General features: G+C 41.8%; 7 protein-coding genes. All 7 read right to left on the bottom strand.

The window, feature by feature from the left end:
- Window positions 1–81: 81 nt before the first annotated feature.
- The 7 genes from H6G28_RS15580 to H6G28_RS15550 all read right to left on the bottom strand — a co-directional run bounded on the left by H6G28_RS15580 (window position 82) and on the right by H6G28_RS15550 (window position 16445).
- A complete protein-coding gene (locus tag H6G28_RS15580; RefSeq protein ID WP_190671937.1) occupies window positions 82–2718 on the bottom strand; it encodes a two-partner secretion domain-containing protein in 2637 nt (878 codons plus the stop codon).
- A gap of 92 nt (window positions 2719–2810) precedes the next feature.
- The gene (locus H6G28_RS15575; RefSeq protein ID WP_190592889.1) at window positions 2811–5249 is read right to left on the bottom strand and encodes a two-partner secretion domain-containing protein; all 2439 of its coding nucleotides are present in this window, start codon (window positions 5247–5249) and stop codon (window positions 2811–2813) included.
- Between the two features lie 64 nt (window positions 5250–5313).
- Window positions 5314–7818 (bottom strand): two-partner secretion domain-containing protein, encoded by a 2505-nt coding sequence (locus tag H6G28_RS15570; protein WP_190671934.1) that lies wholly within the window; start codon window positions 7816–7818, stop codon window positions 5314–5316.
- Between the two features lie 366 nt (window positions 7819–8184).
- Entirely contained in the window at window positions 8185–8802 is a 618-nt protein-coding gene (locus H6G28_RS15565; protein ID WP_190671932.1) for a Uma2 family endonuclease, read from the bottom strand.
- Between the two features lie 50 nt (window positions 8803–8852).
- Window positions 8853–11330: a two-partner secretion domain-containing protein gene (locus H6G28_RS15560; RefSeq protein ID WP_190671929.1), complete on the bottom strand. Its 2478-nt coding sequence runs from the start codon at window positions 11328–11330 to the stop codon at window positions 8853–8855.
- 92 nt (window positions 11331–11422) lie between these two features.
- Window positions 11423–13882 (bottom strand): beta strand repeat-containing protein, encoded by a 2460-nt coding sequence (locus H6G28_RS15555; protein ID WP_190671926.1) that lies wholly within the window; start codon window positions 13880–13882, stop codon window positions 11423–11425.
- A 64-nt stretch (window positions 13883–13946) separates the two neighbouring features.
- The gene (locus tag H6G28_RS15550; protein ID WP_190671923.1) at window positions 13947–16445 is read right to left on the bottom strand and encodes a beta strand repeat-containing protein; all 2499 of its coding nucleotides are present in this window, start codon (window positions 16443–16445) and stop codon (window positions 13947–13949) included.
- Window positions 16446–16631: the final 186 nt, after the last annotated feature.

Raw genomic sequence — 16631 nt, 5'->3', positions numbered from 1 at the left:
AGATATTTTAATCTTGTATTTTATTCTGTATAAATTCTTCCCTTTTTTGTAGCTTATCTAACATTGAGCCTGTCATGTGAATTAATTTTGAGGTATTGCTGCACAGGTTAAGGCTGTCTGTATCTGACTAGGAGATTTATCAGCAATTAATTCAATTTTGCCTTGGGTGTTACGTCGCCAGCCAGTCGCTTGCACAAGGGTTTCTGGTGATTTTGGCATTTGGGCTTGTACTGATTGTGTTTTATGGAATGCAGATATATCGCGGACATCAGACCAGGTGCGATCGCTCGTAATATCCTGTGTGGGATTTTTGGGTACACCACCCCTACCGGTAGCCACAAAACTACTACCAGTATTGCCAATACAACCACTAGCAATTTGTTGGGATGGATCGGTGAAATTATTTGGTAATTCTACTAAACCAGAATTGGGATCAACACCAACATTATCAATCTGCACAGTGCCATTAACATTGAATTGGGAACTAGCGGTAATATCATTGCTCAACACTTCTCTCGGATTCAGCAGATTCCGATACTTCAACCCAATCATTGCCTCAGTGGTGATGTGAATATTACCACCCCTGCCCTCGACTGCATTGGCAATAATGTCACTGTTTTCTAACCCGATAATATTGGGAGCATTAATTTTAATGTTACCCCCATTACCGCCTGCCTCTGCACTGATGTAACTACCATGACGCATCAATAAAACATCACGCACTTGCAAGTTAATATTACCGCCTTCACCTGCCTTAGCTTCCGATCGCAGTTTGCTTGCTTGATCCAACTTGAGATAATTAGCTTGGATCAGCATATTACCAGCATTTCCCGTACCTTTGCCACTCACTACAATTTCGCCGCGATCGCTCAGACTCAAATTCTTCGTGGTCAGATTTACTGAACCCGCAACACCAGGGCTTGTGGAAGAAGCATACAAGCCACTGGGGCCAGTCGCATCCAACGAGTAAAGTAGTTGCCCACTCGGCACTTGACTGACACCTGCAATATTCACAGAATTGGCTTGAATAGCAATATTTCCGGCAGTACCGTAGGTTTCAGTTGAAGTAGAAATTCGACCTCCGTCGATTAAGTTGATTTGACCAACATTAAAAGTAATGTTGCCACCTTGTCCCTGACCTAAACTAATCAGTTTTTCAGTAGCGAAATCATAGTTACCATTTGTTGAGGCAAAAAATCGGCTGGCGACTCCCGTTGAAGAACTACCAGCCACCGTTACTTCATCAGCATTCACAATAATATTGCCCGATGCACCTTCACCATAAGTACCAGTCCGAATGCCAGGGCCATTTAAGACTTCGAGTTTACCGACATTGAGAATGATATCTCCACCTTTGCCTGTGGCATATTCACGGTTACTTGTACTCATCCCGGTTAAAAATGCCGGTTCACCTGTGGCAGTTTCACCAGTCACACTTAAATTCTGGGCTGTAACAATAATATTGCCCCCATCACCAGTACCTCTGGCGGTAGCACGTAATTCAGCCCCATCTCGAATGTTGACTTGTGCAGCATTAATGGAGACATTACCACCCCGACCTTGAGAATTATTCATGGTATTAGATGCTAAGGTACTCACACTAAATCGCTGTTTTGTTGGTGTATAGATTGCTTCCCCGATTAAATTGACAGTTGCAGCTTTAACTGTGATGTTGCCTGAATCGCCAATTCCATAGGCACGGGTGTTAATTTGTGCGCCATTTAAAACATTGAGAGTTGGCGTTTCAATGGTCACATCCCCACCCCTTCCCTTAGCTGTTGGTTGGGAGTAAGCTGCAATTGCAGTGTTAGCCAGGGCTGGCTGACCAATTAGTTCTAGGGATTCCGAAGCTTTGATGAGAATGCCTTGTCCTGAACTTGTGCCTAAAGTGTGGGAAGTAATAGTAGAAGAGCCAGACAAAGTGATTTTCTGCCCTTGGAGAGCGATCGCACCACCTTGTTTTCCACTAGTATCAACCTTGGCTGCGTTCCTCAAGTTAATATTTTGGAACTGATTTACACGATTAAAATCTAAGCCAAATCCAGCCGTATTTGCCGACAGTCCCACAAAATTATTTGCCGCAACGCTACCTAATTCAACTCTGCCATCACTCGCAGTAATTGTACTCTGATCAAAATTTAAGTTACTGCCTACTAGCGCAAACGTATTTTTCGCGGGAACTGCTAATTTTGCCCGATAAACGTTAATCGCACCAGAATTGCTGCCCATTTGCAAACCAATTGGGACATTCATCGTCAATAAGGGTGTGGTCATCGGATTGACGGTAAATTCATTGCCATCAGCAAATTTGATACTATTTGCAGTTGTGCCAATAAAAGAACCACCCACCTTTAACTGAGCTTTGTCCCCAAAGATAATCCCGGCTGGGTTAAGCAAAAACAGATTCACACCGCTATTAGTTTTGATAGAACCGTTAATGTAGGAAACATCACCACCAGTCACCCGGCTAAAAATGTTTTGGATGCCAGAAGTAGTATTGAAAGTGGCAGAACCGCCTGTAGGAATAGAGAATTGTTGAAAGCTATGAAATAAATTCTTGCCAATAACAGTACCACCATTAATGGTATAGTTATTCATGCCAGACACATCAGTGTTAAGAGTTCCATCTTGTATAACTTCTGCCTGAGCATGACTGTTACCCATAGCCAAGATGTAGACTGCGCCAACTAAGCTTAAGTGAACAAAATTTAGTTTCATCAGCCAAACTTGTAATGATCTGCTTGCTGTCTAGTCTTCCCTAGAGGAAGTGAGTAATTTGCTTGGCCGTGTAATTTTGTAGTGAAATTTTTTCAGCTTTTATTAACAGCAGAACAAGTTAATGAGGGTGATAAATTCACAGAAGATTTATCAGCAATTAACTCTATTTTTCCTTGGGCATTACGTCGCCAGGATGTAGCTTGGACAAGTATTTCTGGTGATTTTGGTTTTTGGGCTTGTGCTGGTTTTGTCTGGTGGAATGCAGATATATTGCGGGTGTCTGACCAAGTGCGATCGCTCCAAACTTCCTGTGTGGGGTTTTGCATTATGCCACCTCTACCTGTAGCGACAAAACTACTACCATTGGTATTAGAACAACCACTAGCAATTTGTTGCGATTGCTCTGTGAAATTTCCAGGCAGTTCAACTAAACCGGAATTTGGATCAACACCAACATTGTTAATTTCCACTGTACCATTCACCCCAAATTGCGAACTGGCAGTAATATCATTTTCTAGGGTCAATTGCGGACGATATGCTAAACCGATAATTCCTTGAGTAGTGATGTTAATATTGCCACCCCGACCTTGAACTGCATTGGCAATAATATCACTATCTTCTAAGCCCACGATGATTGGAGAATTAATTGTGATACTGCCACCATCACCTGTACCTCCTGCTGTCGCAATAATCTTGCTACCGTGGCGCAAAAGCAACACATCAGATTGCAGATTAATGCTTCCGCCTCTTCCTGAATTGGTGTTAGCCAAAATTTTGCCAGCATTATCTAGCTTGATCATCTCTGCATTAATGTAGAGATTTCCGGCATTACCAACTCCTTGATGATTGACTCGCACCAATCCCCCATCTGTAATTTCTAAGATTGGTGTATTAATAATCAGATCCCCTGAATTACCTGTAGGCAAAGCAGATAGTCCGAAAGCTTTTTGAAAGCTTAAAGGTAGAACCGTTGCACTCGCACCAATCTGACCTGATTTACCCGATGCGGCACTCACACCACTCACAAGAATCTTCTCTGAAGCATTAATTTGTAAAGTTCCAGCATTGCCTTGACCAAGGGTAGTAGCCCCAATACCTGCGCCTTGAGATACTTTTAGCCTGGGTGTATTGATAGTGACATTCCCTGCATTCCCCCTATTAAAGCTAACAGTTCCCAGCAAAGTGGCACTGAAACTGATGGGAGTTTCACCAGACAAATCAATAGACTCAGAAGCAGTGACAAATAAGTTTCCGGTTGAGCCACGACCGAAACTAGCACCTGTAATCGAACCGCCATCTTGGGCTTGCAATTGCCGTGTTGTGACTTGAATATCACCAGCCCTTCCCACTCCACGAGTTTCTGACATAATCCCACTCCGATTGGTTGCAGGTTTTAAAGGTGAAAACCCAATCAGTTGTATAGAATCTGCCTCTACGAAAATATTTCCTGCCCTTCCAGAACCGTATGTATGAGCGTTAATTCTTCCCCCATCTTGAAGTAGTAATTTTGGTGCAGTAATCGTCACATTACCACCAGCACCAGTGATGCTATTCGTCACCAATAGGCTTTGGCTAAATCCAAAATTACCAACTCCTCGAAGTTCTAGAGACTCACTGGCATTGACTATAATATCGCCAGAACCTTGATTTCCTTGGTTGGTGAGCAGAATTACAGAACCTTCCTTCACACTAATATTTCTGCCTTGTAATTGAATCGAACCGCCAGATGTACCACTGGTGTTAGCAAGAGCTTGATCTGAAAAGCGAATATCTCCGAACTTCTGCACATTGCTATAGTCAAAATTCCAGCCGAGAGATGATGAACTGAGATTAACTGTTCCAGCAGCACTGCCAAGTTCTAAATGTCCAGAAGGGGCGCTCACAATGCCACCATCTAAGTCAATCTCTCCTCCTATAAGTGCTAGAGTTTTACCAGAAACCTGCAAACCAATGGGTGTTGTTCCCATCTGAGGTGGTGTATTTCCTTCTATCAAACGATGTCCGGTATTTTGGACAGTAATTTTTCCAGGATTCTGCCCTATCTGTAAGCCGATGGGGACACTCATGGTTAATACAGGGGATTGAGTTATGTCGGTATTAAACACCTTACCATCAGCAAATTTAATACTATGGGCTGTAGTTCCGACAAATGAACCACCAATACTTAAACTGGCATTCTTCCCAAAAATAATCCCCGCAGGATTGAGTAAGAATAAGTTGGCACTACCATTAGCACTGATAGCGCCATCTATGTTGGAAACATTACCACCAGTCACCCGACTAAAAATATTTTGAATATCAGTAGCATTATCAAATGATGCTGAACTACCTGTAGGTAGGGAAAATTCGCGGAAGCTATGAAATAAATTGTTACCAACACGAGTGCCATCAGTTATGCTGTAATTATTACTACCGATCACATCAGTGTTGAGTGTGTTGTCAGGAGTTACTTGGGCGTGAACATAACTGTTGTCAAAAGCACAGATACAGATCGCGCCAAGAACAGCAAACCAGACAAAAGTTAATTTCATTAATCCAGTTTTTGTTTTTACTACGTATCTATAGTTCCCAATTCAGTAAATTGTGTAACGGTAATTAATTTTCGGCTACAGCAGTACAGGTTAAGGCTGGTGATATCTGCGAAGAAGATTTAACTGCCACTAACTCAATTTTTCCTTGGGCGTTACGTCGCCAGCCAGTTGCTTGGACAAGGGTTTTTGGGGATTTAGGGATTTGTGCTTGTGCTGGTTTTGTGGTGTGGAATGCAGAGATGTCACGAGTGTCTGACCAAGTGCGATCGCTTCTCAATTCCTGTGTCGGATTCTGCGGTATCCCGCCTCGTCCTGTAGCCACAAAACTACTGCCATTTGTATTAGAACAACCACTGGCAATTTGTTGTGATGTATCAGTGACATTTGCTGGTAATTCTACTAAACCAGAATTGGGATCAACACCAATGTTGTTAATTTCCACTGTGCCATTGACATTAAACTGGGAACTAGCAGTGATATCATTTGTTTGGTCTGTGCGGGGAGTCAGGGTATTGCGGTATTCTAGACCAATAATCCCTTGGGTTGTAATGCTAATATTCCCACCACGACCTTGAACAGCATTGGCGATGATGTCGCTGTTTTCCAAGCCCACAATTACTGGTGAGTGAATTGACAAGTTCCCACCATTCCCTGTAATCGCAGCAGTAGCAGAAATAAAGCTACCATGCCGCATTAACAGATAATCTTGCAAATTTAATCCGACATTTCCTCCATTTCCAGAGGCGGTTGATGCAGTGATACTACTTTGGTTATCTAGAAAAATCGAGTTGGCATTAATCTGCAAATCCCCTGCCTTACCGAGTCCTTCGTTTCGCACACTGGTATATGCCCCATCGGCGATCCGTAATGAAGGTGTGTTAATAGTGAGAGAACCTGCGTCACCTTTGGGAAAGGGAGGGAATCCATAGACAGCTTGAGTGATGGGATCGGCTATCTCCGCGTTAGAAACGATGCGGCTCGATAGTACTGAACCTTTAGCCTTACCCTGAATATTCACGTATTCAGAAGCGTTAATTACAACATTACCAGCCGAACCTGTAGTCACGGTAGTAGACCCTAAAAATCCCCCATCCCGAACCACTAACCTGGATGTTTTGATTAACGTATCATCGGCATTACCAGAACCTACCGTTGATGAACCTATGGTAGTTGGTGAAAGTGTGATAGAGTTGTTGCCCACAATTTCGATTAAGTCTTTTGCATTAATTTGCACTATCCCACTTTTTCCTGCACCTGCGGTGACAGAGAAAATAGCTCCATCCAAAAGCTTGACGTTGCCAGATGAGACTGTAAGATTGCCTGCATGGGTAGAACTTAACGTGTATGTTGCCAAACTAGACTTGTTACCATTGCTGGGGGCAAAACCATCTAAAACGATTGAGTCTGCAATATTGGCTGTAATCTTGCCACCAGAACCTTGATTAAATATCCTGGTAGCGATTTGTCCACCATTTTGGATGGATAGCTGTTTGGCAGAGATGGTTATATCACCTATTTGACCCGTTCCTAAATTGTCACTTTGGATAATACTTCCAATACTGCCATCGGTAACATTCCCCGTGAGATTCAGGGACTCAGTGGCCTTGACTGTAATTCCCCTAGAAATTTGTGCGCCTAAGTTTTGCAGTAAAATAGCAGAGCCATCGCTCAAGTTTATATTTCGCCCTTGGAGTTGAATCGAGCCATTGCTACCACTAGCATCAAGCAGTGATTGGTTTGTCAGGTGGATATCGTTGAATTGCGCCACGGCTGAATAATCTCCCTCCCAACCTGTAATAGTGGGTTTGAGTTTGACTTGACCTTCGCTCACACTCCCTACTTCTAGATGTCCACCTCCATTAGTGCTAACAATTCCACCGGAGAAATTAACTGCGCTACCGATCAGCATCAGTGTATTGCCTGTCTCCACTTGTAACCCAATAGAATTATTGCTGCGATCTGCGGGACTGAAAATGCCAGTGGTTAAGCGATGTCCGCTATTCTGCACACTAATCTCCCCTGAGTTTTTCCCCATCTGCAAACCCACAGGTACACTCATAGTCAGTAAAGGAGTACCCGAAGCATTCACAGCACTGAACTCTACACCATCAGCAAATTTGATACTGTTGGCAGTCGTCGCCACAAAGGAACCACCAATATTTAACGAAGCTTTCTCCCCAAAGATAATCCCGTTGGGATTCATTAAAAATAAACTGACGGGGTTACTGCTATTGAGCGTGCTAATCATCCCATTAATATGAGAAATATTACCACCCGTTACACGGCTAAATATCGTTGTAATATCTGGAGTATTCTTTAAATCAAAAGTGGCTGTTTTACCTGTTTCTACAGAAAAATTACTAAAACTGTGGAATAAATTATTACCTTTACTTGTGCCATCGGTAATAGTATAGTCATTGCCATTAATGCTGACACTGGTATGAGTTGTGTTATCTTGTATGACCTGAGCCAAGGTTGGTGTTGATAGACCTGATGTTGCGATCGCCGTTGTGAATGCAGCTAAAAGCCACTGTTGGTAGTACCTTGTCTTTCCATAGGTTAATCTCATACCCAATACCTAAACTTTGTTGCCTGACCATATACTTCCCGTGACAGTATAATTAATAACTAAACTTAATTTTTCTTAACAGCAGCGAGAATGACTATCTAGCAAAGAATTTGGTATTACAATGGCTATTTTTTTGAAGTGTAAGGAGAACTATTTTTAACATTAAAATGCGGACATACGGAATGATTACTGAGGATATGGACATTAGATATATAGGACTCATATTTGATTTGGGAAAAAAATCAGCACACCCAGAGCAGGCTTCTTTCCTACTCCCTACTCCCCATTCCCTACTCCCTGCTTACACAACTAGATTCAGGAATCAAACCGTATTCCTATAGTAGGGGATAGGTAATATGTGACAGTTTACAAAGTACCTTGAAAAATCTGATTAGCAGTTAGTTGTAAATTTGGAAAAGTGAGAGATAAAATCCGTTCGGAATTTCTAAATTGAGTAACTTGATATTCTTCGTCAACTAAATGGTAAATAGAAATTGTTGGTTGTTTAGGATTACCAATAAATTTTTTAGCTCCCAAAGCAGCATAATCGACAATCCAATATTCGGGAATTTTCATGGCTTCATAGTTCCCTAACTTAGTATAGTAATCATCTTCCCAGTTTGTACTCACAACCTCAATAATCAAAGGAATAGATTCACTGTGCATGACGGTCGATTCTTTGTCCCATAGTTCCTCATTATGAAGATTAGCATCATTAATCAAAACCACATCTGGCGAGTAACCAGATGATTTTCTTGGTGGTTTGACTAATGCTGTCTTAGGGATAAAGTATGGTAATTTTAAGCGTTTATATTCAACAGTGATTTCTCCTGCTAAAAAACCCGTAACTTTTTCATGTTTTCCACTTGGTTGAGGCATTTCTACGACTATTCCATCATGTAGTTCGTAACGTTTTCCGGTGTTTTCCGGCAGCCATGCCACAAATTGTTCAAAGGTTAATAGTTTGGGTAAAACTTGAGCCATGACAAAACCTCCGCTTGTTTTGACTTTAGCATTCTGAGCAACCAAAGTGATTAGTTGGCTACGGCAGCACAGGTTAAATCCGGTTGTGTATAGCCACTGTGAATAGCAACTAACTCAATTTTGCCTTGGGCGTTACGTCGCCAGCCAGTTGCTTGCACAAGTGTTTCTGGTGATTTTGATATTTGGGTTTGTGCTGGTTTTGTGGTGTGGAATGCAGAGATGTCACGAGTGTCTGACCAAGTGCGATCGCTCCTAATTTCCTGCGTGGGATTCTGCGGTATTCCACCCCGTCCTGTGGCGACAAAACTACTCTCTGTATTCCCAAAACAACCACTAGCAATCTTTTGCGACGAATCAGTAAAGTTTCCTGGTAATTCCACTAAACCCGAATTGGGGTCAACACCAACGTTATTAATTTTGACTGTGCCATTGACACTAAATGCAGAACTAGCTGTAATATCATTGGTCAAATCTGTTCTAGGGGTGAGGGTATTGCGATATTCCAGCCCGATAATGCCTTGAGTTGTGATGTTAATATTGCCTCCACGACCTCCGACTGCATTAGCAATAATATCGCTATTTTCTAATCCCACAATAATTGGAGAATTGATGGTGATATTGCCACCGTTTCCCAAGCCTCCTGCTGTGGTTGAAATTTGACTACCCTGACGTAATAATAGAGCTTTCTGAATATCAAGGTTGATATTACCGCCATTCCCTGATGTTGTTAAGGCACTAATTCTGGAGCTATTCTTCAACGTCACAAGATCCGCAGTGATTTCTAGTTGTCCCCCTTGGCCTGTTTGGCGGTTTTCTACAGAAATGACAGCACCTTTATCTATGTTTAATGTCGAGGTGTTGATAAATATAGATCCGGCACTACCAGTTGCTGTTTCAGGAAGTCCCAAAATTCGTCGGAGTATAGCTGGTGCAGCAGTAACACTAGAAGTGATCTGAGTATTAATAAAATTACCATTAGCAATACTCAAGTCTAGCTGTTGAGAATTTGTAATCTCAATAGAATCTTCGGCATTAATGATGATTTTACCAGCATCACCACTAGAAAAAGCCGTAGTAATAATAGCACCACCATCGTTGAGTCGGAGTTTAGGTGTATTGACGATGGTGGTACCACCATCCCCTGCACCAAAAGAAGTTGAGACGATCGCACTATTAGATACAGAAGACGTTCCAGCCAAATCAATTAGGTCGGTTGCAGTCACACTTACTTGACCCGCATTACCAGATCCTAAAGTTGTAGAGGTAATTTGTGCGCCACCTCGAACAGTCAGTTTGCCGGTTGAGAGGGTAAGTGAACCAGCGTTACCCTGACTATAGGTTGTAGTGGCAAATGCACTCAGGCTAGAGGGGTCGAATGGGGAAGTCCCTGTGAGTTGAACAGAGAGCGGAGCATTAATGCTGACTTTACCACTAGAGGCAGCACTGAAAGTGTGGGCAGCGACAATCCCACCATTTTGCAGCATGATTTGAGGTGCAGAAATATTGATGTCACCACCTTTACCCAAGCCCAAAGCTTGAGTTGCAATTTGGCTGGGGAGAATAGACGTAGCGCCAGTAATTAAGAGAGATTCACTACCAATGATTTGAATTTTTCCACCAGGTTGCTGACCAAAATTCTGTCCAGCAATCACTGAACCATCTTGCAATGTAATGTTTGCACCATTTAACTGCACAGAGCCTGCACTGATACCACTCACATTCACTAGTGAGCCAGATCGGAGTTGAATATCCCCAAATTTTGTAGTTGGAGTCATGCTCACAGTTGCAAGTTGATTGTTTTCTCCTAGCAACCATTCTCCATTGCTTAATGCCCCTAATTCAACTTTGCCAGAGTCAGCTATCAGTAAACCACCATCTAGAGTGACGTTACCCCCAACTAAAGAGAGTGTATTGCCAGATTTTACCTGTAACCCTGTAGTTGGGGTTGTGATGTTAAGTAGGGAAATTCCGATACGTTTGACATTATTACTATTGCCTGAACCTTCAACCCGAATATCTCCTGAACTTCCCCCCATTTGTAAACCGATGGGTACACTCATTGTCAGCAAAGGTGTACCCGCATCTTGTACAGCATTAAATTCTGTTCCATCAGCAAATTTAATGCTATTTGCTGTCGTTCCCACAAATGAACCACCAATATTCAATTTAGCATTTTGTCCAAAGATAATCCCGGCGGGGTTGATTAAAAATAAGTTGGCATTACCCTGGGTGATGATTTCACCATCAATGTGAGAAATATTACCACCAGTCACCCGACTAAAAATGTTTTGAATATCAGTAGCATTGTCAAATGATGCAGAACTGCCTTTAGGTAGGGAGAATTGACTAAAGCTATGAAATAAATTATTGCCGACACGAGTACCATTGGTGATATTGTAACTATTACTTCCACTTACAGAAGTATTGAGAGTATTATCGTGTATGACTTGCGCGTCAACACTGCTGTTGCAAACGGTAGATAAGCAAATTGCACCAATGAAGCACAGACCAGCAAAACTTACTTTCATTTACTTAGCCGTAATTTTTGACTCTGTGTTTATTCTGCCCAATAGATGTTTTTTTTAGTTCAGTAGTTTTGTAATTTTATTGTGATTTTTACTTAGTTTTTATAAAAACTAGCACAAGTTAATGATGATTTCCCGGAAGTAAGAGATTGATTAGCAACAAGCTCAATTTTGCCTTGGGCGTTACGTCGCCAGCCAGTTGCTTGCACAAGTGTTTCTGGTGATTTTGATATTTGGGCTTGTGCTGGTTTTGTGGTGTGGAATGCAGAGATGTCGCGCACATCCGACCAAGGGCGATCGCTCCTGATTTCCTGCGTCGGATTTTGCGGTATCCCACCTCTACCTGTGGCGACAAAACTACTATCAGTATTACCAGAACAACTACTGGCTATTTGCTGAGATGGATCAGTAAAATTCGCTGGTAATGTAACTAAACCAGAATTGGGATCAACACCAATGTTATTAATTTCCACTGTGCCATTGACGTTAAATTCAGAACTAGCAGTAATGTCATTGGTCAGGTCAACTCTTGGAGCCAGGGTATTACGGAACTCTAGACCAATAATTCCTTGAGTTGTAATAGCAATATTGCCACCCTTTCCTTGTACGGCATTGGCAATAATATCACTATTTTCTAATCCCACCAGGATGGGTGCATTAACACTAATATTACCCCCATTTCCATTACCTTGGGCTGTTGCAGTAATTTGGCTACTCTCACGCAGTAGTAACAAATTTCCAACTTCTAAGTTGATATTACCGCCATTGCCAGATGCTGTCTTGGCATCGATTACCGCTTGATGTTTTAATTGGATAGTATTGGCAGTGATATTGATACTCCCACCATTGCCACTACCTTGATTGGTCACACTCAAAGTTCCACCATCCTTTAATGATAGGTAGGGTGTTGTAATGCTCACTGTACCTGCATCAGCAGTGAGATTATTATTGGGAATGCCGAATAATTTCTGTAATGCTGGGTTTAGACGCATACTAGAGGAGGCAATGGTGCTTGGATTTGTCTGATTGCGACCACTAACTTGAATAGATTCTGTGGCATTAATCCGAATATCTCCTGCATGACCAACAAAAAACGAACTTGTAGCAATTGCTCCCCCATCCAGTAGTTTTAGCCTAGCAGTATCCAGCGTCAAGGTTTTAGCATTGCCAATGTTGAAGGTGGTTGAGCTAATTCTGGTGTTGAGGATGGAATTATTGTTGCCCTGCACAATAGTATCCTGGTTGCGAATCATCACCTCACCACTGGAACCAGTACCGCGCGATACTGAAGATAGTCCGCCACCATTGGATAATAGTAAACTATCGCCACTGACAGAGATATTACCAGCATTACCAGCACCTAATGTACTAGTGTTGATAAAACTACCATTTGAATTGAGGGGCGAGAAGCCAGTTATCTCTAGTTTTGTGGCATCGATCTGAATATTGCCAGTGGCAGATGTTCCATAAGTGATATTACTTAATATTCCTCCCTCCTGGATGCTTAATCGAGGAGTAATGACGCTGATATTCCCGCCAGTACCAGTGCCAAAGTTTTCACTCCGAATCCCACTGAATGCACCCCTCAGATCAATTCCGGCGGATGCTTGAAGATGCAAATTACCACCAGGAAGATTACCGGAATTTTTGGCTAATATCAGTGAGCGATCGCTAAATTGAATCTCTTTACCCCGAACTCGAACAGAACCGGAATTGAAACCACTGACATCCAAAAGAGATTTCTGTATGAGTTGAATGTCAGCAAAACTTTGATCATTCTCATACTTCAATGTATAGCCTAGAGTAGTGGGGACTAAACTAACTAATCCCGTACCGCCCAAACTACCTAATTCTATTTGCCCTTTTTCAGCACTCAAGGTAGCTCCATTGAAACTCAGATTACCACCCACCAGTGCCAGGGTTTTTCCTGGCTGTACTTGTAATTTGGTTGGGCTAGGAACGCGAATTACAGGAGTCTGACTATTAGTAAAATTTAAGGCATATCCTGTACCTTGAACAGTAATATCTGCGGGCATTTGTCCCATTTGCAACCCAACAGGTACACTCATCGTTAACAATGGTGTTGCCGTCGGGTTAACAGCACTAAATTCAATTCCATCAGCAAATTTAATACTATTGGCAGTTGTGGCTATAAATGAACCACCAATATTTAAGCTGGCATCTTTCCCAAAAAGAATCCCGGCTGGGTTGAGTAAAAATAAATTGGCACTATGCTGGGCGTGGATTTCACCATTAATGTTGGAAATATTACCACCAGTCACCCGACTAAAAATATTTTGAATATCAGTAGCATTTTGAAATGATGCAGAATCACCTCTAGGGATAGAGAATTGACTAAAGCTATGAAATAAATTGTTACCGACACGCTCGCCGTTGGTGATGGTGTAAAGATTACTTCCATTTATAGAATTAGTGGAAGTTACAGAAGTATTGAGGGTATTATCTTGAATTACCTGGGCGTGAACACCATTGTTGTCAACAGCAGATAAGCAGATTACACTCAACACAGCAAACCCAACAAAAGTTAATTTCATTAATCCAGTTCTGGTTTTTATTATGTGTCTATAGTTCCCCATCTAGTAAATTTTGTAACAGTAATTAATTTTGAGGTGTAGCAGCACAGGTTAAGGTTGGTGGTATCTGCGGAGGTGATTTAGCGGCAATTAATTCAATTTTGCCGTGAGCGTTACGTCGCCAGCCAGTTGCTTGGACAAGTGTTGCGGGTGATTTTGGTGTTTGGACTGGTGATGTTTTTTTGGTATTGAATGCAGAGATGTCGCGGATATCTAACCAAGTGCGATCGCTCCAAACTTGCTGCATCGGATTTTGTGGCACACCACCCCTTCCTGTGGCGACAAAACTACTACCAGTATTGGCATCACAACCACTGGCAATTTGTTTTGATGAATCTGTAATATTTTCTGGTAATTCTACTAAACCAGAGTTGGGATCAACACCAAATTGATGAACATCTACTGTTCCGTTTAAGCCAAATTGCGAACTAGCAGTAATGTCACTTTCACTAGTGAGTTCGTTACGGTATTTCAAACCAAAAATTCCTTGAGTGGTAATGCTAATATTTCCCCCATTGCCTTGAACTGCATTGGCAACAATATCACTGTTTTCTAAGCCAAGAATCACGTCCGAGTTAATCGTTATATTGCCCCCATTACCAATACCACCTGCATTAGTCACAATTGAACTACCATGACGCAAAACTAGATCGTTGGAATTAATCAAAATATTCCCGCCTTCACCTTGAACTGTAGCGGCTGTAATGCTACCACCATTGTCCAGTCGGATAGAATTTGCATTAATTTCTAGTTGTCCCGCATCTCCAATCCCTTGATGATCAACTCCTACAATTGCCTGATTTGTGATTTGTAAGAGGTTGGTGTTGAGGGTGAGTTTACCGATATCACCTGTAATCACATCCGGTAATCCAAATAATTGCCGAATTGGTGGTGCAAGTAATTCTGCCCTCACACCAACGCGGCTAGGAAGACCAGAAATACTACCCACCCCACTCACCTCAACTTTGTCTGAGGCATTAATCACTAAATCACCAGCATTTCCTTGATTGACAGTCGAGACAACTATCCCTCCGCCATCTCGTACCCTCAGTTGAGAAGTTGTGATAGTTAATGAACCTGAATTGCCTTCGTCGAATGTGCCTACTACGATGACACTATCAGCCAAGTTTTGTGAATTTTCTCCGGCTACTTCGATAAAATCAGCTGCATTAATGGTGATGTCCCCTCCTATACCATTTGACCAAGGCGAACTACCAATGACAGCGCCATCTAAAACTTGCAATTTTTTGGTAAGTACTTGAATATCGCCACTTTTCCCAGAACCTCTAGTGATGGTATTCAAGGAACTAGCAAATCCGCTTACTGGTGATATTCCAGTTATTTGAATTAAATCCTGAGTTTCTACAAAAATATTACTTCCCGAACCTTCAGCAAAATTAATGCCATGCAGAGATCCGCCATTTTGAAGGAATACTTGCGAAGCTGAAACTATAATATTACCTCCACTGCCGCCACTGAAATTATCAGCACGCAATAGACTTTGGGGAAATCCTATAGTGCCGATTCCTCGAAGCGTTAAAGCTCCACTCGCATTAATATTGATATTGCCTGAATTGCCACTTCCTTCATTTACTAATAAAGCAGCAGAAGCATCATTCAAACTAATATTTTGTCCGACGAACCCAATAGAACCCGCAGGAGTACCACTTGCATCTGCTAGAGATTGATGAGATAGCTGAATATCACCAAATTGCTGAATATTACTATAGTCAAACCTCCAAATTGGAGAGGCGATGTTTAAATTAACTATCCCATTACTGGCGCTCCCAAGTTCAATATGTCCTGATGGTGCATTTAAAACTCCCCCATCTAAGGCAATTTCTCCCCCGATTAATGCCAAATTATTCCCATTAACATTTAACCCTTCAGGATTGTTGCTGCGATCTGGAGAAGAGACTAAGGGGTGAATCGGAAATGCCAACTGATGCCCAGTGTTCTGGACAGTAATTGCACCAGGGTTGCTTCCCATCTGCAAACCCACAGGTACACTCATAGTCAGCAAAGGAGTACCCGAAGCATTCACAGCACTGAATTCTATGCCATCAGCAAATTTGATACTGTTGGCAGTCGTCGCCACAAAGGAACCACTAATATTTAACGAAGCTTTCTCCCCAAAGATAATCCCGTTGGGATTCATCAAAAATAAACTGACGGGGTTACTGCTATTGAGCGTGCTAATCATCCCATTAATATGAGAAATATTTCCACCCGTTACACGGCTAAATATCGTTGTAATATCTGGAGTATTCTTTAAATCAAAGGTGGCGGTTTTACCTGTTTCTACAGAAAAGTTACTAAAACTGTGGAATAAATTATTACCTTTATTTATGCCATCGGTAATAGTATAGTCATTGCCATTAATGCTGACACTGGTATGAGTTGTGTTATCTTGTATGACCTGAGCCAAGGTTGGTGTTGATAGACCTGATGTTGCGATCGCCGTTGTGAATGCAGCTAAAAGCCACTGTTGATAGTGGCTTGTACTTCCATAGATTAATCTCATACCCAAAACCTAAACTTTGTCGCATGAATCTATACTTCCCATGACAGTATAATTAATAACTAAACTTAATTTTTCTTAACAGCAGTGATAATGACTATCTAGCAAAGAATTTGGTATTACAATGGCTATTTTTTTGAAGTGTAAGGAGAACTATTTTTAACATTAAAATGCGGACATACGGGATGA

The sequence above is a fragment of the Nostoc sp. FACHB-190 genome (genome assembly GCF_014696905.1).
Lineage (GTDB): Bacteria > Cyanobacteriota > Cyanobacteriia > Cyanobacteriales > Nostocaceae > Nostoc_B.
This window is presented reverse-complemented; position numbering and strand designations above follow the sequence as displayed.

Bases quoted from the DNA above. Each gene is read 5' to 3' on its own strand.
- H6G28_RS15570 (WP_190671934.1), bottom strand. From the start codon at position 7,818: ATGAGATTAACCTATGGAAAGACAAGGTACTACCAACAGTGGCTTTTA.
- H6G28_RS15555 (WP_190671926.1), bottom strand. From the start codon at position 13,882: ATGAAATTAACTTTTGTTGGGTTTGCTGTGTTGAGTGTAATCTGCTTA.
- H6G28_RS15565 (WP_190671932.1), bottom strand. From the start codon at position 8,802: ATGGCTCAAGTTTTACCCAAACTATTAACCTTTGAACAATTTGTGGCA.
- H6G28_RS15560 (WP_190671929.1), bottom strand. From the start codon at position 11,330: ATGAAAGTAAGTTTTGCTGGTCTGTGCTTCATTGGTGCAATTTGCTTA.
- H6G28_RS15550 (WP_190671923.1), bottom strand. From the start codon at position 16,445: ATGAGATTAATCTATGGAAGTACAAGCCACTATCAACAGTGGCTTTTA.
- H6G28_RS15575 (WP_190592889.1), bottom strand. From the start codon at position 5,249: ATGAAATTAACTTTTGTCTGGTTTGCTGTTCTTGGCGCGATCTGTATC.
- H6G28_RS15580 (WP_190671937.1), bottom strand. From the start codon at position 2,718: ATGAAACTAAATTTTGTTCACTTAAGCTTAGTTGGCGCAGTCTACATC.